This window comes from Gardnerella pickettii (assembly GCF_029226345.1).
In the GTDB taxonomy this organism is placed as follows: domain Bacteria; phylum Actinomycetota; class Actinomycetes; order Actinomycetales; family Bifidobacteriaceae; genus Bifidobacterium; species Bifidobacterium piotii.
Genome location: NZ_JAKNCU010000001.1, coordinates 28,087 through 50,637, shown reverse-complemented (window position 1 = coordinate 50,637; position 22,551 = coordinate 28,087). Strand labels below are relative to the sequence as shown.

General features: G+C 48.2%; 12 protein-coding genes and 1 tRNA gene. 1 reads left to right on the top strand and 12 read right to left on the bottom strand.

Going from position 1 to position 22,551, the window contains the following annotated elements; genetic code table 11:
- Positions 1–212: 212 nt before the first annotated feature.
- The 3 genes from MAF46_RS00165 to MAF46_RS00155 all read right to left on the bottom strand — a co-directional run bounded on the left by MAF46_RS00165 (position 213) and on the right by MAF46_RS00155 (position 13,509).
- The gene (locus MAF46_RS00165; RefSeq protein WP_060785596.1) at positions 213–9,827 is read right to left on the bottom strand and encodes a type I polyketide synthase; all 9,615 of its coding nucleotides are present in this window, start codon (positions 9,825–9,827) and stop codon (positions 213–215) included.
- A gap of 176 nt (positions 9,828–10,003) precedes the next feature.
- Positions 10,004–11,665 (bottom strand): acyl-CoA carboxylase subunit beta, encoded by a 1,662-nt coding sequence (locus MAF46_RS00160; protein ID WP_004132961.1) that lies wholly within the window; start codon positions 11,663–11,665, stop codon positions 10,004–10,006.
- Positions 11,662–13,509 (bottom strand): ATP-binding protein, encoded by a 1,848-nt coding sequence (locus MAF46_RS00155; RefSeq protein WP_060785595.1) that lies wholly within the window; start codon positions 13,507–13,509, stop codon positions 11,662–11,664. The genes MAF46_RS00160 and MAF46_RS00155 overlap by 4 nt, the downstream gene beginning before the upstream one ends.
- A 150-nt stretch (positions 13,510–13,659) precedes the next feature.
- Here MAF46_RS00155 and MAF46_RS00150 point away from each other — a divergent pair, with 150 nt between their 5' ends.
- Complete coding sequence (locus MAF46_RS00150; protein ID WP_004129873.1) at positions 13,660–14,313, top strand: biotin transporter BioY; 654 nt, start codon at positions 13,660–13,662, stop codon at positions 14,311–14,313.
- A 621-nt stretch (positions 14,314–14,934) separates the two neighbouring features.
- On the opposite strand, the gene MAF46_RS00145 is transcribed toward MAF46_RS00150, so the two are convergent.
- The 9 genes from MAF46_RS00145 to rplU form a co-directional block, all read right to left on the bottom strand.
- Positions 14,935–15,822: a biotin--[acetyl-CoA-carboxylase] ligase gene (locus MAF46_RS00145; protein ID WP_060785695.1), complete on the bottom strand. Its 888-nt coding sequence runs from the start codon at positions 15,820–15,822 to the stop codon at positions 14,935–14,937.
- Positions 15,823–15,912: 90 nt separating this feature from the next.
- A complete protein-coding gene (nusG, locus tag MAF46_RS00140; RefSeq protein WP_060785696.1) occupies positions 15,913–16,728 on the bottom strand; it encodes a transcription termination/antitermination protein NusG in 816 nt (271 codons plus the stop codon).
- 28 nt (positions 16,729–16,756) lie between these two features.
- Positions 16,757–16,972: a preprotein translocase subunit SecE gene (secE, locus tag MAF46_RS00135; protein WP_004111941.1), complete on the bottom strand. Its 216-nt coding sequence runs from the start codon at positions 16,970–16,972 to the stop codon at positions 16,757–16,759.
- Positions 16,973–17,010: 38 nt separating this feature from the next.
- Positions 17,011–17,086, bottom strand: a tRNA-Trp gene (locus MAF46_RS00130).
- 185 nt (positions 17,087–17,271) lie between these two features.
- The gene (locus MAF46_RS00125) at positions 17,272–18,555 is read right to left on the bottom strand and encodes a pyridoxal phosphate-dependent aminotransferase (RefSeq protein WP_081090805.1); all 1,284 of its coding nucleotides are present in this window, start codon (positions 18,553–18,555) and stop codon (positions 17,272–17,274) included.
- A 395-nt stretch (positions 18,556–18,950) separates the two neighbouring features.
- Positions 18,951–20,096, bottom strand: a complete 1,146-nt coding sequence (gene proB / locus MAF46_RS00120; protein ID WP_060785697.1) for a glutamate 5-kinase — start codon at positions 20,094–20,096, stop codon at positions 18,951–18,953.
- Positions 20,097–21,761 (bottom strand): GTPase ObgE, encoded by a 1,665-nt coding sequence (gene obgE, locus MAF46_RS00115; RefSeq protein WP_004129851.1) that lies wholly within the window; start codon positions 21,759–21,761, stop codon positions 20,097–20,099.
- A gap of 94 nt (positions 21,762–21,855) precedes the next feature.
- Positions 21,856–22,107 (bottom strand): 50S ribosomal protein L27, encoded by a 252-nt coding sequence (gene rpmA / locus MAF46_RS00110; protein WP_004106248.1) that lies wholly within the window; start codon positions 22,105–22,107, stop codon positions 21,856–21,858.
- A gap of 33 nt (positions 22,108–22,140) precedes the next feature.
- The gene (gene rplU, locus MAF46_RS00105; protein WP_004111933.1) at positions 22,141–22,449 is read right to left on the bottom strand and encodes a 50S ribosomal protein L21; all 309 of its coding nucleotides are present in this window, start codon (positions 22,447–22,449) and stop codon (positions 22,141–22,143) included.
- Positions 22,450–22,551 lie beyond the last annotated feature (102 nt).

Genomic DNA, 22,551 nt, shown 5'->3' with positions numbered 1-22,551 from the left:
TTCGCGCGCTTAGACCGCGCTAACGATACACCTCGATAGCGTCGAAAAATCTCGAATCTCTACCTCACTTTGCGTAATCATGTAGTGCGTTTGTACTGAATTTTGGTGTTTTTTGATACAATCGCACTACAAAAACACGCAGAACTGTAGTGCGATTGTATGATGACACGCCGTAAACTCAGTACAATCGCACTACAAGGCAAGTCAATTCGTTAGCAATAATAGCCACTTGCGTCTAAGCGAGCATCTGGGTTTAGCAGCATAGCTTTTTCTGCTTCATGACCATCGTAGCGCGACCCATCTGGCATGCGCGTGCCGTCTTTAAGTAAACGGCGATTTTGCACAGGCTCAAACAGTTGCACATGGCCCATCATGCCCTCTTGCAAAAGTCGATGGCCCGCAGCCAAACGCGCATTTGCCTTTGCTCGCCACTCGTTAAGCGCATCCACGCCAGCGCTAGACGCTACAGCAGCCTCAAACGCACCAGGATGCACAAGAGCCACAAATCCGCTAACATGCCCAAATCCAAGCGATGTAGCAAGAGCCGCTTTAACGGAACCAATGTGAATCCTATTTCGCAACCAAACCATGTGGTCATCGCGCACAAGCTTAGGATCCACGCAATCAAGCGAAGCGTTGATTGGAACCCACCCACTTCTAAACAGCTGAGTCAAGCCATTAATCTGGAACACACATGCGCCACCCTTTGCGTGGCCAGTAAGCGACTTTTGGCTAATCACAAATAGCGGATTTCCGCTTGTGCGCCCAATCGCGTGAGCAAGCGTATTGTGTAACTCAGACTCATTCGGGTCGTTTGCATTTGTAGAAGTATCATGCTTAGAAACAACAGCAATATCGTCTGGCGTAACGCCAAGCGCCGCCAAATCGCGCACAAGCTTGGAATCACGGCCACCCAATCCTGCAGCAAGCGCGCCCAATCCTGGAGCTGGAATCGAAGTGTGAATACCATCCGCGTATGAGTGAATGAATCCAACTACTCCAGCAACAGGCAATCCAAGCTTAAGCGCAATATCTCCTCGCGTAATAAGAATCGTGCCGCCGCCTTGCGCTTCCAAGAATCCTCCGCGCCTGCGATCGTTGGCACGCGAGAAGAATCGCGGATTTATGCCCTTTTCGTACATTTCCTTGCTGTTTGCAGTGGCGTTCATATTGCCAAAGCCAACCACGGATTCCACGCCAATATCGTCAATCGCGCCCGTTACAACAAAGTCGGCTTTGCCGAGCGCAATCTTATCAACGCCTTCTTCTAGCGAAACTGCAGCAGTGGCGCATGCAGAAACTGGCTGAATCATGTTTCCATAGCCGCCAATATACGTTTGCATTACGTGAGCTGCAACAACATTTGGCAGCGCTTCTTGAAGCACGTCTGTAGGAATTTCGTGATTTAGGAATCTATCCAAATACAGCTTTCGCATAGACGTCATTCCGCCAAATCCAGTACCTTGTGTTGATGCAACAAGAGACGGATGCACAGCTTGCAAAATTTCCGAAGGCGTAAATCCTGCGCAAATGTAGGCATCAACAGTAGCAACTATGTTCCAAAGCGCAATCGGATCTACGCTTCCAACCATCGAAGCTGGAATACCCCACTTTAATGGGTCGAAGCCCTTAGGCAATTGCCCACCAACAGTGCGCGTCATGGCTGCTCGCCTTGGCACGCGAATCATGGATCCAGCTTTGCGCGTAACAATCCATTCGCCAGACTCTGGGTCGCTAGAAATCTCGGTGTGCTCTTCGTCTAGTGCCACATATTCGCGCGCAATTTGCTCTGTAGCAACGTTGAAAGATACATCGTGGTCGAGGAAGATTTCGGCTTCTTCTTCGTTTGCTCCGTCTTTGTAGTCGCTGCCCATACCAGTCTCAAACGGCCTTATTCCCGAGCGAGCCACTACCTCGTCGCGATACTTTTCTGCAATGTCTTCTTCTGGCACAAGCGTGCCTTCCGCATCGTACCATCCCGGCTTTGGCGAGTCTTGCCAAGTGAGCAATCCCATGCTCCAAGCCAATTCCAAAACAGCGCCTGCACAAAGCGAAACCGTTCCGTCGTCTTGGATTGACTGCTCGGCACTAAAGCGCGTACGACCAGATCCCCAAGGGCCAATCTCGCCAACAGAAACTATAACGATTTGGTCTTGCGGCTTTGCTGTTACGTTCTTCCAATCTTCCAAGTTAACGCTTGCTTGAGTTGGAATATTTGGAGACGGAAGCGCCTTGTTAATAGACTTGACCTCAGACTTGATTGAAGAATCGTTTGAAGCATTCTGATTAGCCTGCTTACGACTATTCTCTTGCAAAGCTTGCGCTTTAAGCTCGTTCAAGTCAAGAGGCTCCGAGCCTAATCCACCTGTTAAATCAACGTCTAGAGGCGCTTTTGCAGCAAGCTCGCGCGCATCTTTAGTGCACAAATCAAGCAAAAGATTCGCCATCTGGCTTGTTGTAAAGGTTTTTAAGCCACGACTTTCAACAGCTTCCACAAGAGGATCATTGCCTCCCATTAAGCCAGTTCCGCGCACCCAGCCGATCTTTGGATGAGCAAAAGTTACGCGATTCGACCACACTTTTTCGGCATGAGCGCGGTTCACAATGGCGTCGAATGCGCTCTTGACTTCGCCATAAGCTCCGTCGCCGCCAAAAATACCGCGATTAGGCGATCCTGGCAACACAACATGCATACAATGCTTTACATCTGTGTCTGCTCCGATTTGCGCAAATCCTGCGATTGCGCGCTCAACACCCCAAAGCATAAGCCTGGATTGCGATTCAAAAAGCGCACCAGAATCCGCCAAAGTTCCACTAACTGGCGGAGCTGCAAATGGGAAGAACAGAGTTGGATTGTAAGCAGGCTTCAAAATGGTGGTTGTAGCGCCACTAACCTTCTTAGAAACTGTGCCAACCCACTTTACAAGAGCGTCAACATCTCTATAACTAGACAAGTTTGCTGGAACAAGCCACAATTTAGCAGAAGCTGTTGCGTGAAGTCTGTAAGCTTCTTTAGCCCACTTTTTTACACTCGGCTTAAAGCTGTGAGAAGTGGCAATAACCGTAGCTCCGCCTTCTAGAAGACCAGTCACAACTCGTGCTGCAATCGAATTTGGCGCAACGCCTGTTACAACAGCAACATCTCCTTCAAAGCAATTTGAGAAGACGTGCGAATCGTCTCCATAATGCTCATGATTACGCGACTTTGGCAAATCGCCAGTAGACTTTAGCGCATCTTTTGCAACTTGCTCAAAAATAGAAGACAATACGCTGAACTTATTATCACTGAACTTATTATCGCTGCTCTTATTATCCTTGCACTTTTTAGCAAACCACTCAGCTTCGCTAGAGATTGCGCGCCCTAAACCAACAAAGCTACCGTAGCGGTTCAAAATTTCGCTAACTTGCTTAGAATCTTCGGAATTATTCGCGCAAGAATCATACTCAGAATTGTAGTAGATACGCGCCAAATCTTCGCGAGCGCTAGCCCATCGATCGTCGAAAAGAATCGCCTTGCGCTCATCAAATCGAGGCTCTACTTGCTTTGGCCAATCTGCTCCAAGCTCAGCTTCTACAGCTGCAACAACAGCCGCATTTTCATCCGCTTCATCTTGCACTTTAGGCTCTTCAACACCAAGCTTTGCTAGCACAAACTTAGCAGTAGCAGCCAAAACGCCATCCGCGCCAACAACCTGTTGCGCAAAAGCGTCAAGCGCTGCAGAATCAACAACTGCTCCGCCTGCAGCGCCAGATCCTGCAGAACCTGGCTGAGCAAGAGTAATTCCGTGCTGTTTAGCAACTTGATCAATCGCAGAATCAATCAACGCTTGAGCTGCAGAAGCGTTCTTTGCTGGCTGCGTAGAGAGCTGCGCCAAATCGCCTCCGCGAACGCTTGCGCCAGATCGCGTTTGCAAAACAAGAGCCGCCAAAACGTGCGCGCGCCAGCCTTCGCCAAGCTTATAGACTTCCGTAATGCGCTTATCTACTTGAGCAGGCTTTACACCAGCTGCGCCAAAAAGCGACCTTAAACTTTGCCTTACAATGTCGCTAAGAACGGCACCAAAAGCCTTGTAGCGAGGAGCAGCGGAGTTTACTAGCTTGCTAAGAGCGCTCATTGGAGCTTCTGCAGCACCGTCCACGCTAGGCACGCCAAGCTCGGAGCTTATGTCCATTAAAAGCTGGTTTCGTCTAGAAGATACGCCATTTGTTAACGTATCCGTGGTATCTGCAGCGCCAATTTGGTCGGCGCGAATCTTAGCACTGTATGCAATCAGCATTTCAATAGCATCCGACGCCTTAAACGCAATATCTGCAACAGAGCCAGACGGCACATTTTGCACATTTTGTACAGAATTATTTGCATTATTATTTGCATTTATTTGAGTAGATGCAGAAGCAGATGCAGCACTTGCAATTGCGGCTGCTTGCGACTTTTGTTCGGCAGCTTGGGAAGAATCGCCAGCAACCGACGCGTCATTAACCGCGCTTTCATCGTCTTCAAAAACTTCTGGCACAAGCGAATCTGTGTCTGTTTTATAAACACGACTCTCGTCTCGCCCAACGTTATAAACAGCAACACGCTGACTACTAAACTCTGGCAATGCAAGCGTTTTTGTACCAAGATTTGCCAAAGTTGGAGCATTCGCTAAACCAACTTCAACATATTCTTCTACGCCTAATCCACCGCAAGATTCGCTAGAGAACATAAGCGCTTGCGTTTCAATCCAACGAACAGGGGAAGCAAACTGCCAAGAAAGAAGCTCCGTAAGAAGCAATCTGCCAAGCTTTTGCTCATCAGCAGCATAAGAATCCCAAGTTGCATCATCTTGTAAAGCCGCTTCAATTCGCTTTGAAGGCACAACATCTAGAATCTTTTGCGCAAACTCGCGCGTAAGCTCAAACGGGCATGCAACCAAGTTTGGAATGTAGCGTCCAACAAGCACAGAGTAGTCAATATGCTTTGGAAGAAGCGAATCTAGCTTATCTCGGAACTCTGGCACACCTTTTCTAAGCAGCTTGGAATGGAATGGCACGTCAATTCCTGGAACCAAAATAAACGGCGGCTTTCCGCCATATTCTTTAGCACGCTTAGCGGAATCTTCGGCCAAGGCTTTAAGACCTTTTATTGTTCCAGCAATCGCGTATTGCTGACCTGCCAAATTGTAGTTTACGATTTGCAAGAATTCGCCAGTTTGCTTAGAGATTCCTTCAACGTACGCGTTTACGCCATCGTCTCCTACGCCAAACTGATTTGGACGCAAAGCTCCCATTCTATAGTTGGATCTGCCTTGCGCATCTCGCTCAATCAAATGATGCATAGTGGATCCTCGGTGGAAAACTAGCTCCAACACGGTTTCTAGCGGAATAATTTGAGCGAAGGAGCTTAGAGCATTGTATTCGCCTAGAGAATGGCCTGCAAAGTAAGCTGGCCAAATATCGCATCCAGCTTCACGCAAGCGAGCAGTTTGCGCAAAAGCAACAGTAGCGAGCGCAACTTGCGTAAATTGCGTTAAGTTAAGCAAGCCTTCTGGGTGACGATACGTTACGCCATTTGCTGTTAGTTCCTTAGGATTATCTCGAACAACAGCAAGAATTGAGAATCCGAGCTTTTCGCGAGTAAGCTTATCTGCGCGCTGCCAAGTTTCGCGCACAGCTGGCGATTTCGCACGCTCATCTAGCGACATACCTTGCTTTTGAATACCCTGGCCTGGGTACACAAAGGCGGCGCGCGGCGAGCTTGTAAGAGCACTGGCCTTAGAAACAATTTGCCCATTTACGCGGCATGTTACTTCTAGTGCAAGCCCTGCGCGTCGAACTTTTCCTACGCGCTCAACAGTTATCTCAACTTTGTCGTTAAGCTGCACCATGCCGTACATGTTGTACGTCCAGCCAATCAACTCGTAGCGCGCGCCTTTTTCGTCAACAGCTTGCGCAACGTGCTGAGCTGCCGCCGAAAGCCACATTCCGTGTACAAGCGGAGCTTTAAGCCCAGATATTGCAGCGCCTCTGTAAGAAGTGTGAATTGGGTTAAAATCGCCAGAAGTGCGCGCAAACGCCGTCATGTCTTTAGGCGCGCTCAAAACAACTCTTCTAAGCATTCTTCTAGGAGTTGCATCCACATCATATCCGTGCAAATCCGCGGCAGCTCCGTATTGTGCAGCAGGCTTTGGCAACGCTGAACTGTAGCTGCGTCCGCGAATCGCAAATCGCTCTGTTTCGTGAGCTAAACGCGTTCCGTCTTGCGCAAAATGAACAACGTTAATCGTAACAACGCGTCCAGAAGCAGACTCTTGCGCGCTTTGCGCCCAACCAACAAGGTTTACGCGCTCGCCCACATGCTTGTTCAAATCGCTATTTGAAACGTCTAACTCTATTAAGTGATCTAAATGAACCGCGTTAAGCAAGCCTTCGATTACTGGGTACCCATTTACCATTACAGATCCCAAAGCAGAATAAATTGTTGGCCAAGCAGGACCAACTAGCGCGTCTGGCACGATTTTAGACGCTTGAAGACCGCCAGAAAGTCGCCCAGCTGTAGAAGATTCGTGATCGATTCCAAGATTTCTAGAAAGCGTGTACGAAGATTTTACTACGCCAAATGGCGATTCTTCACTTTGCTCGCTTACATCAACTTTAGGCATTTCGCTTAAAGCATCTCCCGTAATCGCAACATTTCCAATGCCTGCTGTAGCTGCAAGCATCTTATAAACGTGCTTTGGCAAGCGCTCTCTATCTACTACTGGCACGCCTCCTGCGCGATTTGCGTCTACAATAAGCGGAATCACAATGTTTCGCACAGCGTGATTCTTATTGCTGTTCTCATTCTTGCTTGAATCGTTAGCGCTTGAATCATTTCCGCTTAAATTATCCCAGAATGTGTCTAATTTAATGTCTAAATCAAGCTTAATTACGCTATCTTCTTCACTAACAACGCTTATAACGTAGTTTTCGCTATCATTTTGCGTTTTGTAAGCAGGATTAGAAGTTAGGTGACCAATCCAAGATATATTCGGGCATGCGCGCACGTATTCTTCAACGTTTTTTGCGCACGCGATTTGGCTAAACGCGATTTGGCTAAACGCGCTTTGCGCAAGAGAAACTCTAGAATCGCCAGCAGCCGAACGTTTTATAACCGCATCTTCAAATCTTCCCAAAATATCTGCGATTGGCTCGTCCATTGTTGTTATTCCAGCAACAGAAATCGGCCCTGGAATTACGCGCACAGCGTCTGCAGAGTAGCGCGAATCTTCCGACTGCCAAAGCTGATCCTGACCCCACCAGCGAAGCAAATCGTTGTCGATTACTGGCACAAACGGCATTGGCTTAGGGTATTCGCGCACCAAAGTTGGGAACCATGCAGCATCCATTGGAATAACGTTTGTTTGCGCTGCATCTGGGAACTTTTCAATAAGATTGTTCAAAGCTTCTTGAGGATTTTCAAAAATGCTTTTAGCAGAAGGCAAGCTTGACTCAAATTCGCCAGAATCTTGCAACGTAAAACGCGCTTCGATTCGCTTAAGCAAATGAGCGTAGCGATCCGCGTATGTGGAATCCGCCCACGGGTAGCACAAGTCGAGGAATCGTTGTGCAAATTGCTGGTACGTCATGCTTTCAACATTGCCAAAATACGGCTTTGCTGTTGTGTTAAGAGCAGCAATAACCTCATCTTTGCGTAATTCAAGCTCTTCTGGATGCTTCATCATGTGAACAAGAAGCCTTCCACAACGCGCAGACGCATTTTCAATCTCGTAAATATCTGCGTGCAAATGGCTCAATCCGCTTGTTACTCCGCCAACAGCCTTTCCAGACGGCACCCAGCGCTCGCCAATCGGAGCAAACGGATCGTCACTCGCACCAAGACCTTCCACGCATGCATCATTTGCTTCTGTGATTCCAGGCGTCTCCACCAACATGCGCTTAACTTGCGGGCTTGTGTGCGCTTCCTTTGCTGTCATTGCTGCTGTGCCAATCATTACGGCATCTACAGGCATATTTGGCAAATCGTACTTATTGGACCATTCGCCACTAATGTAGTCGGCAGCTCGCGAAGGAGTGCCGATTCCACCACCTGCTACAAGCACCAAATTATTGCATTCGCGCACTTGAGCATAAGTGCTAATAAGCAAATCATCTAGCGACTCCCAAGAGTGGTGTCCACCTGCAGATCCGCCTTCTACTTGCGCAATAATCGTTGCTGGCTTAACAGCTTTTGCAATGCGAATAACTTGACGAATCTGCTCTACTGTTCCTGGCTTAAAAGCAACATACGGGAATCCGTCTTCTTGAAGAGTTTTAACAAGTTCCTTCGCTTCGTCTAACTCTGGGATTCCTGCAGATATTACAACGCCGTCGATTGGCGCTCCCGAAGCGCGCTTTTTTGGAACTATGCGCTTGGCGCCAAATTGCAAATTCCACAAATAGCGGTCCATAAACATTGCGTTGAATTCTACAGTTGCTCCCTCTTTTAGCTGATTTTGGAGCATTTCCACGTGCTTGTTAAACACTTCTTCTGTTACTTGGCCACCGCCTGCAAGCTCTGCCCAGTACCCCGCGTTTGCAGCAGCTGCAACGATTTGCGGGTCTACGGTTGTTGGAGTCATGCCTGCAAGAAGAACAGGAGCTTTGCCTGTTAGCTGGCTAAACTTTGTAACTACTTTGCGCCCTAATGGCGTTTCTACTACGCGTGGTGCAAAATCCGCCCAGCATCCCGTGCGCAAAGAATTTGCGGAAGAAGCCTCCAGTGTAGACGCATTAGCGCGAGACGCCATTGTTCCAGCTTCTACAATTCCAGCGCCACTTCCCTGAACCAGCACGCTTGTAAGCTTTCCAAGCACTTCTCCAGGGCCCATGTCGATTACCCACAAATCTTTAGCAGATTCGCCCAGATTTGCCAAAGTTTTTTTGATTTGACTTGCCCAATCCACTTGCTCTACTAAAACTTGATTTGCAAGACTTCTAGTAAGATCGGCATTTAATCCAGCTTCTTTTGCCCATTTTTCAGCGTTATCTACAGCTTTGCTCATCATTGGCGAGTGGAATGGCACTGTAACGTCTAAATACTCTGCGATTGGCGCAAAAACCGACCCGCCACGCTGCTTCATATCTCGTAATTTTTTAGAATGGGTCGCTTCTTTTTGCGCTTCGCTTAAAACGGCCTCCATGTCTTGCGGATAGCCAGATAACACCATGTGATTTCGCGAATTTTTAACTGCTATCGAAACTTCAGCACGCTTACGATCCACGCGCGAAATCAAAACTTCTGCCTGTTTTTGAGTTACGCCTTTTAACGAAAGCATTGGAGTTGCAGAGCCGTTTCCGTTTATTTCCAAAAGCCGCGCTTCGCGATCTGCAGCCGCTCCAATTATGTATGCAATCGCCAAAAGTTCCGCGATTTTGCCTTGCGCTGCCTGCCAAGAACCAGCCTCTAATCGCGCTTCTACCATTTTTGCAGCAATCACGCCTTGAGAATGACCAAGACTTGCGATTGGCTTGCAAACTTCAAAATTGTACCCAAGATTTGTAAAATCACTAACAGCTGCAAGCTGCGCCAATGCGATTCCTGGAACGCTTATTTGCGCGTCTTGCGTGCGCTCATTTGTGGATTCTAAAGCGTCGAATACGTTTATGTCTTTTCCTGCGTTTGCTAAAAGTTGCGCATATATGTTGTTTAGAAGATTTTTTGCGCTGTTATTGTAATCGCGTAGTTGCGCGCTTAAATCTTCGTCTTTTTGCGCTTCTTTTAACGCTTGAACCCACGGCGTGGATTGCCCTGCAAAAGCTAAAATATGTGGATTTTGTGCAAGCTCATCAAATAAGTATTTTGTCATTTTATTTTCCTTTGTTTGTGGGTTTACGTTTTATTTTTAAGATTTGTGTTTTGTATTATTTGTGTTTTGGATTATTTGTGACTTGTTGCTAGTCGCGTGTGGCGGCTGCTTGCGATTAATCCGCGCGGCTCAAATCATCTAAAATCATCCGCAAATCGTCTCAAATCATTCTTAAATCACATTGGCTGGTTTCCATGATGCTTCCCCGTTCTAGAAACGCGTTTTTTACTTCTTAAAATCTTCAAAGAATTAGCAATAACATCTCTTGTTTGCTCTGGATCTATCATTGCGTCAATCTGGCCAGTTTCCAGCGAAAGATTTGCGTTTACAGTGGTATTTTCGTAATCTTCAACAAGCTTTTTTCTTAAAGCGTCAACATCTTGACCGCGCTCTTTTGCTTTTTGCAAATCCTTGCGATGAATAATGTTCACAGCTCCTTGAGCACCCAAAACCGCTATCTGGCTAGTAGGCCAAGCGTAGTTAAAGTCTGCTCCCATAGACTTGGATCCCATTACAATGTATGCTCCACCAAAAGCCTTGCGCAAAATCACGGTAACAAGCGGAACTTGCGCGTTTGCATACGCGTAAATCACCTTTGCGCCTCTGCGAATAATTCCAGCGTGCTCCTGGTCCGACCCTGGCTTGTATCCAGGAGTGTCTACAAGAGTTACAACAGGAAGATTAAACGCGTCGCACAATCGCACAAATCGCGCTACTTTTTCGGAAGAATTAACGTCTAAAATTCCAGCATTTACTTTAGGCTGATTTGCAACTATTCCAACAGGATGCCCGTCTATGCAAGCAAAACCAACCACTGCGGATGCCGCGTAGAGCTCTTGAACTTGCACAAATTCGCCATAATCTACGATTGCGCGAATAACGTCTAAAACGTCGTACGGCTGGCGATCATTGCTCGGAACAATAGTCGCAAGCTGCTTAGCGGTTTCTCTGTCTGCGCGCGTTGCAGCGTATGCGAATGTTGGCGGATTTTGATTGCAATTTTGCGGCAAATAAGCAAGGATTGTGCGCGCGTAGTCAATGGCGTCCGCCTCGTCTTCGCCCAAGTAGTGAGCAACGCCCGAAGTGGAGTTATGCACATATCCACCGCCTAAATCGTCCATGCTAATCGACTCGCCAGTAGCTGCCTTAACAACATCTGGGCCAGTTACAAACATGTTGGAGTGCTCGCGAGTCATGATTATAAAATCCGTAAGAGCAGGGCAATAAACTGCACCACCAGCGCAAGGGCCTAAAATCAAGGAAATTTGCGGAATCAAACCGCTTGCTTCACAAGTTTTTTTGAAGATTCTGCCATATTGCGTAAGCGCGTTAACGCCTTCTTGAATGCGAGCGCCGCCCGAGTCGATTAGCGCAACAACAGGAACCGCAAGTTGCAACGCCATGTCTAAAAGATGGCAAATTTTCTGGCCTTCAGCGCGTCCAAGCGTGCCGCCGCGAACGGAAAAATCTTGAGCATAAACTGCCACTTTTTTGCCGTACACTTCGCCAAAGCCAGTGATTACAGCGCATCCTGCAACATCGTTATTTATATCTCCGCCATTAAAGCGGCCGATTTCTTCAAACGTGCCTGTGTCAAAAAGCAAATCCAAGCGCTCTCTTGCAGTGGATTTTCCCTTTGCATGCTGGCGTTCTAAAGCCTTCTGCTCGGCGTCTCTTGCAAGGCGAGCCGCGTGTTCTACGGCTGCTTTTCCGCGCTGAGGCTGCGTAGGCTGCGTTGGCTGAGCGTCTTGCGCATTTTGCGTGTCTTTATTAACTTGTGCAGCGCTTTTATTAACATCTTTTGCAACTTGCGTATCATCTTTAGTAAGCGCACTCATTTTGCACTACCGCCTTTAGTCACGTCAATTGTTACAAGCTTTTCGCCTGCTTCTACACCATCTCCAGGCCCAACAAAAATGCCAGTAACTACGCCAGCTGCAGGTGCGTAAACGTAGTTTTCCATTTTCATGGATTCAAGAACAGCAAGTAAATCACCTTTGGCTACGCTCTGACCTTCCGCAACGTTTACACGCGTAATCACAGCTTGCATTGGAGCAGAAATCACGCCAGGAGCGTCCTTAGGTGTTTCCGACTTATGAGTATCTCCCCTTAATCCTCGCCCTCTAAGCGGCTGCGATGCGCGAACCGTGCTTCTAACTCGTGCAGAACCAGTAAGATTGTCTACAATGTCTTGCGGAATAGTAAGTTTTACGCGCTTATTGTCTACTTCTATTACAAAAGACTCCATTTTGGTCGGCTTATTTTGCGCGTCTTCACCAGCCTTATTGGAATACAAAGAAGCAGGCTGTCCGCCATTTGCCGCTGCAGCAGTACGGTTCAAATACTTGCGTTCAAGCCATTTTGTAGAAATATCAAAATCGTGATCTTGAGCCGTAAAATCAGGGTCGTTAAAAATTTGCTCAAAAAGCTTAGCAGGAGTAGGCACGCCCTCAATGCAAAGCTCCTTAAGCGCACGCCTTACGCGAGCAATTGCCGCATCGCGATTTTGCGCCGTAACAATAAGCTTGCCCATCATGGAGTCGAATTTTGGAGACACGCTATCTCCAACTTCTACGCCAGAATCCACGCGAATTCCAGGGCCCGATGGCCATTCTATTTTTGTTAGCGTGCCTGCACTAGGCGTAAGATTCGTTGCTGGATCTTCCGAAGTGATTCTAAGTTCAAAACTGTGTCCGCGCGAAGGGTGATTTTGCGTAAGCTCGCCGCCGTCGGCAATCATAAGCTGTTCGCGCACAAGATCTAGTCCGCTAACTTCCTCACTAACTGTGTGCTCAACTTGCAATCGTGGGTTCACTTCCAAGAAGTAAACTTTGTGTTGAGAAGTCACCATATATTCGCACGTGCCCAAACCAACGTAGTCAACAGCTTCAAATAGGTTACGAGAATATCGGTGAAGCTGCGCATTCTCATCATCGGTAAGGAATGGTGCTGGTGCTTCCTCAACCAACTTTTGGTTTCGGCGCTGCACCGAGCAATCGCGCGTGGAATATATGGTGAAGTTTCCATGTGAATCGCGGCCAACTTGCGTTTCCACATGCCTGGCCTTGTCTATAAAACGCTCAATAAAGTACTCGTCAAGGTCGCCGCCTTGCAAAGCGTCGTGGTTCATGTAGAATCCGCGAAGCTCATCATCATTTTGCACAACGGTTATTCCGCGGCCGCCGCCGCCATCCGTGCGCTTCATCATAACTGGGTAGCCGTGTGTTTGCGCAAAAATCAGCAATTCTCGAATGTCTTTTACTGGCTCCGAGATTCCTGGAACGGGCGGCACTTTAGCGCGAGTTGCCACGCGCCGCGCGGTTATTTTATCCCCTAAATCAATAAGCGCTTCTGGCTTCGGACCAATCCACACAGCGCCAGCATCAATCACCTTTTGCGCAAAACTCGCTACTTCCGATAAAAATCCGTAGCCTGGGTGCACAGCATCCGCTCCGCTTTTATGCAAAATGTCTATAATCGCGTCTTCGTTTAAATAAGTGTCTCTGTACGTGTCTCCGGAAAGCGCGTACGCTTCGTCTGCCATCTCAACATACTGTGCTTGACGGTCGGATGCCGCATAAATAGCCACAGTTGGGATTCCCATTTCTTGGGCAGTGCGAATCACTCTAAGCGCGATTTCGCCGCGATTTGCCACAAGTATTTTTTTGATATTCGTAACCATATGTTACAAGTTATATGAAATTTGGCTTATAGTATCCGTGAATTTGAACAAAACATTATGCGATTTTTTGTAAACTTCTCCAACGCGCGCTGCCCGATTCTTGTCTAATGTTTGATTCAGCAACGAAAAACAATACGAAAGAAGGATATCGTGGCTAATTTTGAATCAAACTCTGGCGCAAACTCTAATGCAGTTGCATCTAAGGCATTTGACATTAATCGTTTAGCTGTTCCATTTGCTAAGGCATTTTTGTTTACTGTTCTTATTAGCGCTGCCACTATGGCTGGCGCATTGCCAATTCCTGGAACTCCTGTTCCTGTAACTTTGCAAACTTTGGTTTTGGCTTTGGCAGGTCTTACTTTGACTTGGCGCCAAGCCGTTAGCTCTGTGCTTATGTACCTTGCGATTGGTGCTGCTGGAATGCCAGTGTTTGCAGGCGGAAAGAGTGGCGTTGTGGCTTTTGCAGGTCCTAGCGTTGGATTTCTTGTTGGATTCGTATTCGGCGTGGCTGCGATTGCGCTTGTAAAGTCTGCTCTCGAAGGTGTTGTTAATGCTGCTATGCCAGAGGATTCTGTTGCTAAGAAATTTGCACGATTTGGCGCGTATTTTGCAGCGTCTGTTGTTGGTTCTCTTGTGATTTACGCATTTGGTTTTGTAGGCCAATCGCTTATGATGCACTTGCCTGTTTGGGCAATCGCCGTGGCTTCTACTGGCTTTATTGTGGGCGATATTATTAAAGCTGCAATCGCTAGCGCTGCTTGCGCAGGATTGTATGGCGCGTTTAAGCACAACACCAATGCGTGATGCGTGATGCGTGATGCGTGATTAATCTCAAGCGTAACGCGCTAACTATTCTAAGGCCGCAGTGACGAGACTGCGGTCTTTTTTGTATCAAAAGCAAGATCACTTTGACTCATTTTCGCGCTCACGTCTTCGCCTGCGTTGAAAGCACACTGTGCTTTCAACTTTGAGCAAGCTCAGCGCGCCAAATTGCCTTCGCGCGCTACGCTTCAAGCGCTCAGGCAGGTCGTCGCGCAAGCTAGGTAGAGATTCGAGATTTTTCGCAGCGGATGAAGCGAACCTCAGCATGAAATGGTGATTCGCTGAAGCAGCAAGAAAAATCGAGAATCTCAGGCGATTAAGCAATACGTAATTGTTCAAGCACGTAAGAGGGCTGGGTGATTCTTGGTCGAACAGTATAAGAGCGGCAGCCGATATTAGACAACCCAATGACACACACATACAAACAAACTTAAACCAAAAACAAAAAATCAAAGCCAAATCGGAACAACCGCAACAGCAGACAACACGCAAGAGGCGGAGCGTTGTGAGACAAGAAACACCCAGCCCTCCTACAACACTAGGCGAGGAAAACCGTTCGCGCGTTACAGCGCGCTCAGGTAGGTTGTCGCGCCCACGTTTGTATCAAACACTAAGCGCGTGAACATCGCCCGTGTGCACAATCGCAGATTCTCCCGAGTCTTTAAGAATCAAAAGCGAAGCATCATCATTAATGCTCTGCGCAACGCCTTCTACGCATTCGCTGTTGTTTAACTCGCTATTAACTTCTGGCGCATACACGCTAACTTTGCGACCAAGAGTCCAGCAAACCGCACTAACTTCCTTACGCAAGCACAATGCGTTTTGCGCAGGATTTTGCACAAAACTCGCTAGTCTACTGTTTAAGTTTTGCGCTAAACGCTTAGCAATAATATCCCTTAATTGCATTGCATTTGGAAGATTCGCGTAATGCATTTGTAAAGATGTTGCTTTTTCGATTGGAAGATTGCTTTTAGACACATTAAGATTAAGGCCGATTCCAAAAATCACACCAATATTTTGTTGTAAAGAGTCATGATTTGCAAGTGCTGCGATTTCGGTTAAAATTCCGCCTTCTTTGCAATCGCCAATAAAAATGTCATTTGGCCACTTGATTTTTATTTCTTGACCAAAATCGCAAATTTTACTTTCGACTTCGCTAATTTCGCCGATTTTGCGCGCGCCAACTTCTTTAAGCGCGCCAATCAGCGCGTCTCTTGCGCAAAGTCCTGCAATCATAGGCAGCCAACCGTTGTATTTTGAATCCATAACAACGCTTTTTGGCAAAACAGCACCATAAGACGCTAGAAAACTTTGCCCCGATTCGCTAACCCACTTGCGACCAAGACGACCTCTGCCAGCACTTTGATTGTTTGCAATAATCGCACAAACAAGCGGATTCAAGATTGAAGAGCTTTCAGAATCACAATCAATAAGCTCTTTTCGCGCAATATTTTGCGTAGAATCGACCGAGTCTAAAAAGATAAAATTCATCGAGAACTAAATCCCTTAAAATCTATTAAAATCGCCTAAAAGCCTAAACAGCCTAAACCTATTAAACAACAGCTATCAAAGAAATAGCCATCAAACAATAGGCTCTACCTGGTCAAAGCCAAGCTCCACAGGAGTCTCTCTGCCAAAGATAGAAACAAGAACCGTAAGCTTTTGCGTTGTAGGATCTACGTCCGAAACAACGGCAGCCATAGTTGCAAATGGGCCGTCGGTAACTGTAACTTGATCTCCAACCTTGTAAGCAACCTCAACAGTACGCTTACGAGCGGCAGCAGGCTTATCTCCAGCCTTCTTCAACGCCTCAGACGCAATCATAGGAGCCATCATATCAATAACTTCCTTGCGGCTAAGAGGCGCTGGCTCCTTAGACGGGCCAACAAAACCAGTAACGCCTTCAGTCTCGCGCACAATGCGGCGAGCATTCTCGTCTGGCCACATGCGAATAAGCACATATCCTGGAACGCGCACGCGCGTAATAACCTTCTTGCCCTTGTCTGTGTGCTTTTCGACTTCTTCCATTGGAACTTCAATCTGGAAAATCTTATCTTCCAAACCAAAGCTTTGAACGCGGGATTCAACGTTAGTTTTAACGCGCTTCTCGTAGCCAGAGTAGGTGTGAAGAACGTACCACTTGCCTTCAAGAGTTCGCAAAGTCTTGGAGAATTCGGCAACAGCGGCTGCGCCAGCATCTGTAGGGTCTACGTCTGCAGAGTCGGCGGAATCGGTGGAATCAGCAGAATTGTCGGCAGAATCAGCGCTATTTTCCACTGGCGAATCGCCAGCAACCGTAGAATCAGCCTGCTCAGGCGCATCTGCAGCAGAAGCTACATCTAAATCAGCAAAATTCTCTACAGACTCAACATTTTCGAGATTCAACTCGTCAGTCATATTTGCACACCCTCAAAATTCGTTTAAATCAGCCAAACAGCCACATAACGGACTTGCCTAAACCGAAGTCCATAACAGTGACAAAAACCATCAAGAAAATAACAAAAATAAACACGGAAGCTGACCAAGCAAACAACTCTTTGCCGTGTGGAGCTACGACTTTGCGCGTCTCGTCAATAGTTTGCTTAATGAACATGCCAATACGCATGAACAAATTTGGCTTCTTCTCTTTTGCCTTGGCCATGCTTGAATCCTTCGTTTGAAAATTGTTAACAATAAAACTGGCAGGGACGGCGGGACTCGAACCCACAACCTACGGTTTTGGAGACCGTTGCGCTACCAATTGCGCCACATCCCTAGGTGAACTTGCTAATCATACCTTAAAAAGGTTGACTTGGCAAAACCGCCGAATATTCATGATAGCGGAAGGGCAAGATTTAAGGGTTTTTATTATGATTAGCGAGTGTCGCTAAATGCGCGGTTGCTGGCGACTTTTCCGCGTGTGCAAACGCGCTGCCGCCTAGTGAAGACGCGCTGCAACGCTTAAAACGCGCTTCCGCCTTCAATCCACTGCTTCATGCGCCTCATGCCCTCTGCAAGTTGACTATCCGCCAAAGCGCACGAGAATCGCAAATAGCCAGGCGCGCCAAAAGCCTCGCCAGGAACAGCAGCAACATGCGCTTCGTCAAGAAGCATTTGCGCGAGCGCAGACGATGTGCCTGGAATCCTAGAATCCTTGCCCAACGGGCAATTAAGCAGCGCCTCAACATTTGCAAACGCGTAGAAAGCGCCGTGTGGCAAAGGACAAGTCACGCCTTGCATGCTGTTTAGCGCTTGCACAATCGCCTTGCGACGAGCGTCGAAGGAATCACGCATTTTTGCAACTTCATCTAATGGTCCGCCGACTGCTGCAAGAGCTGCGCGCTGCGAAATATTGGAAACGTTAGACGTCATGTGGCTTTGAAGCTTAATCGCGGCTTTTGCGGCCTCAAGCGGAGCAACCATCCATCCAACACGCCAACCTGGCATTGCGTAAGTTTTTGCAACGCCATTCAAAACAAGCAGCTGGTCGCGCACTTCTGGCACTTCCACGCCAATGTACGAAGTTTTTACGCCGTCGTAATGCAAGTGCTCGTAAATCTCGTCGGAAAGCACCCAAATATGGTGTTTTACAGCCCATTCGCCAATCGCGCGAATTGTTTGCGCGCTCCAAATAGCGCCTGTTGGATTAGAAGGCGAAGTTACAATAATCGCACGCGTGCGCGGTGTGCGAGCCGCCTCAATCGCATCAATATCTGGCTCAAAACCGCGATCCGCGCCAGACATAACCGCCACTGGCACGCCGCCTGCAAGTTTTACCGCCTCTGGGTAGCTTGTCCAATATGGCGCTGGGATTATAACTTCGTCGCCGTCGTTTAGCAAAATCTGGCATGCTTCGTAAACAGCCTGTTTGCCGCCATTCGTTACAACAACTTGATTTGGGGAAACATCGTAGCCAGAATCGCGTTTAACTTTGCGCGCAATCGCCTCGCGCAACTCTGGAAGGCCAGCCGTAGCTGTGTACTTGTAGTTTTTTGGGTCTTTGCATGCGGCGGCTGCGGCTTCCACAATGTAGAGCGGCGTTGGAAAATCAGGTTCGCCTGCGCCGAAGCTAATAACGTCGATTCCTGCGGCTTTCATCGCTTTTGCTTTGCCATCTACAGCAAGCGTTGCGCTTGGAGCGACTTTGTTAATGCGATTGCTCATAGAGCGCCATTGGGAGTTTGATGTATTTGCTGCGATTTGCGATGCATTTGCTGCCATATTTGCTGCGATATTTTCTGCCATACTTACAGTTTAGCCATTACACGTTATTTCACGATTTTGTTTCTTTTTGCCCACATTTGTTTACGTACTAGCCGATTTGGGAAACAAACGCGGGAAAATTGACAACTTCGAGCTGCTTAATGCGCCAACTATTTCCGCTTTTTGTTGTTTATGTTACTTTTTGTTCAATATTTTGTGCGTTTTTTGTAGTGCGATTGTATGACGACACGCCGTAAATCAGGTACAATCGCACTACAAGGCAGGTCGTCGTTCGCGCGGATTAGCCGCGCTCACGTCTTCGCTTGCGTTGAAAGCACACTGTGCTTTCAACCTTAAGCAAGCTCAGCGCGCCAAATTGCCTTCGCGCGCTACGCTTTAAGCGCTCCGGCAGGTTGGCGCGCAAATCGCAGCAAACGCTATAAAAGCACAAGATTATCGCGATGCACCACAGGATGCGCGTATTGCCGCCCCAAAGTGGCCTCTAAATCGTCCGTAGTAAGACCCATTACCTGCGGTATCTCGTCTGAATCAAATGCAACTAGCCCTTTGGCTAAGTGGTTTCCATGCTCATCATCAATCCACACTGGGTCGCTCGCACAAAAATCGCCAGTAACCCCTACGATTCCAGCAGCCAACAGGCTTGCTCGCCCTGCGCAAACGGCTGCAGCAGCACCAGAATCTACAATAATCGCACCATGCGGATTAGACGCAAAACCAATCCAAAGTCTTCTAGAAGACGCGCGCGAGTTTAGTGGCGCAAAAACGGTTCCAACCGAATCGCCAGCTAGCGCACTCTCCGCGCTACTCGCACACGTCAAAAGCGTTGGAATTCCAGAAACAGCAGCAATATGCGCCGCATCCATCTTGGTTACCATTCCGCCTGTACCAACGCCCGATCCGCTTTCGCCAACTTTAATATCGTCTAGCGCGCGCGTAACATCTGCAACAAAGCCAATTCGCTTAGCACCTGGCTCACTGGGCGGAGCCGTGTAAAGCGCGTCTACGTCTGTTAAAAGAACCAGCGCATCTGCGCGAACAATGTTTGCAACAAGCGCCGCCAGCCTATCGTTATCTCCAAAACGTATTTCGTTACTAGACAAAGCATCGTTTTCGTTTACGATTGGCACAACGCCTAATTCCAGCAGCCTAAGCATTGTACGTTGAGCATTGCGATAGCGAGACGGCGAAATAGTAACGTCTGCTGTTAGCAGCATTTGACCAACTTTTAGGCCATATTTTGCAAAAGCTTGCTCGTATTGCGCCATAAGCAAACCCTGACCAACCGAAGCCGTAGCTTGCTGCGTTGGCACGTCTTTTGGCCTAGAATCAAAGCCCAGAAGCCCAAATCCTGCTGCGATTGCGCCAGAAGACACAAGCACAACATGCGCTCCGTTAATTTGCGCGCGACTAATGGCGTCTACTAGCGAGCGCAGTTTTTGCACATCTAAATGGCCATTTTGCGTCGTTAGCGAGCTAGACCCCACTTTTACGACTATTGTGCGCGCATTGCTAATTGAACGCCGAACCTCGTTTTCGGTAGGCTCAATTGCTTTATTAACCATCTACTCACCACGCCCAAATAGGCTCTGCTCATCGTGTTTGTCGTCATCTACCGATGGATCCGCCCAATGACCTTGCTTGCGTTCCGCCATCATCGCATCTCGCACAGCGCTCTTTGCGTCCATCATAGTGTGGTAATCGCGGCGGCGCTCCGCATTAGTGCGCCTTGCACCACGCGGATCATTTGCCTCAAGTCGCAAGTCTTTTCCGCGCGCACCAAGGCTTGCGCCGTCCAAACCTTCCGCACCTGCTGCAATGCTTGGATCCCAGTCAAAGCAAACCATGCGATTGCCGCGGCCAATCCTAATCTCGTCTCCTGGTCGCGCGCCCTTCTTGCGCAACTCGTCTTCTACACCAAGTTTCGCTAAGCGATCCGCCAAATAGCCCACTGCCTCGTCGTTGTCGAAGTTTGTTTGCACAACCCAACGCTCTGGCTTAGCGCCCGTAACAGTAAACCAAAAATCGCCATTTTTGTCTTCTTCGCGCTCAATCGTAAAGTCGCTAGCACTTCCGCGGCCATCATCGCGCCTGCGTCTTAATGCTGGCTGCTCAAGCGGCTGAATAACAACTCGCTCTTCTTCGCGCGCTGCCTCTTGCTCGGCAAGCTTTTCGCGCATACTAGCCACCATCTTTCCAAGCGCAAAACCAAGATCTTTCAAGCCTTCGTGAGATGCAGTAGAAATCTCAAAAACTGGCAAGCCCATTTTTTCAAAGTCGCTTCGCACAAATTCTGCCAACTCTTTTGCTTCTGGCACATCAATCTTGTTGAGCACAATAATTCGCGGACGCTCTGGAATCGGAATCGCTCCAAGCGGCAAATCAAGCTTGTTTGCGTATTGCGAAAGCTCGTGTTCCAGCGCATTATAATCGCTGATTGGGTCGCGATTTGGCTCCAACGTTGCACAGTCGATTACGTGCGCGATTATTTCCGTGCGCTCAATGTGACGCAAAAACTCTAGCCCCAAGCCCTTTCCTTCGGAAGCACCTGGAATCAACCCTGGAACATCTGCGATTGTGTAACGATATTCGCCAAAACTGACTACACCAAGATTTGGCACAAGCGTTGTAAACGGATAATCTGCGATTTTTGGCTTTGCAGCGCTGATTGACGCTACAAGACTTGACTTTCCTGCAGACGGGAATCCAACTAGTGCCACGTCTGCTATCGACTTTAGTTCTAGGATTACGTCTCGCTCTTCACCAGGCTCGCCAAGCAGCGCAAATCCTGGAGCGCGGCGCACTTTATTTGCAAGAGCAGCGTTTCCAAGACCGCCTGCGCCTCCTGCTGCGACTACGAAAGTGTCTCCTACGTGTTGCAAATCCGCCAAAACGTTGCCTGGCCTTTTTTGCGCGCCCGATGCGCCCTTCGCCTCAAAAATCACGGTTCCAACTGGCACTGGGAGTATAAGATCTTCTCCTTTGGAGCCGTCTTTTGTATCTCCCAAGCCCATTGTGCCACTTTGCGCTACTCGATGTGGCATAAATCGGTAATCAAGCAAGCTATTTGCATTGCGATCGGCTACGAATATAACGCTTCCGCCGTTGCCACCATTGCCGCCATTTGGACCCGCAAGTGGCTTGTATTTTTCTCTACGCACGCCTGCGGAACCGTTGCCGCCGTCGCCGCCTTTAACATGTACTGTTACTCGATCTACAAAATCGCTCATAACTTTTACCTTACTTGATGCTCAATACTCGCCAGCTTTGCGAAAACAAAAAAGCCGCACCGAACGGGGTGCGGCTAGAAGATTAATGAGTTACTCAGGCGGTAACTACGTCAACAACCTTGCGATCGCGACGAATACCAAACTTCACATTGCCGTCTACCAAAGCATACAGCGTGTGATCCTTGCCCAAAGCAACGTTCTGTCCTGCATGGAACTTGGTGCCGCGCTGGCGAACGATAATGTTTCCAGCCACAACAGCTTCTCCACCGAACTTCTTAACGCCAAGATATTGCGCCTGCGAATCGCGACCGTTGCGCGAGCTGGACGCACCCTTCTTATGTGCCATCTTGCTGTCCTTTCAGGTTTATAACACCGTCAATCAGGCGATGGCCGTGATCTTGACGAGAGTCAACTTCTGACGATGACCCTTGCGGCGAGCCACGCCAGTCTTGTTCTTATACTTCATAATGCTAATCTTTGGACCCTTAGCTTCGTCGTTAAGAACTTCTGCCTTAACTGTAATCTTTGCAAGATCCTTAGCGCTTAAGGTCACCTTAGCACCGTCAACAACGAGCGCGACCGGGAATTCCACGGTATCGCCCTTCTTTGCATCGAGACGGTTTACGAGGATGGCGTCTCCAACCTCAACCTTCTCTTGATGGCCACCGGCCTTCACAATCGCGTACATAATTCGTTCCTTAGCTAAATTGAAAGCTTTACTTTTGCCTTGTGCGCAGCATTGAACCTGCGGCAAGACACCGACTATCAAAAATACACCGACCCCTGTACT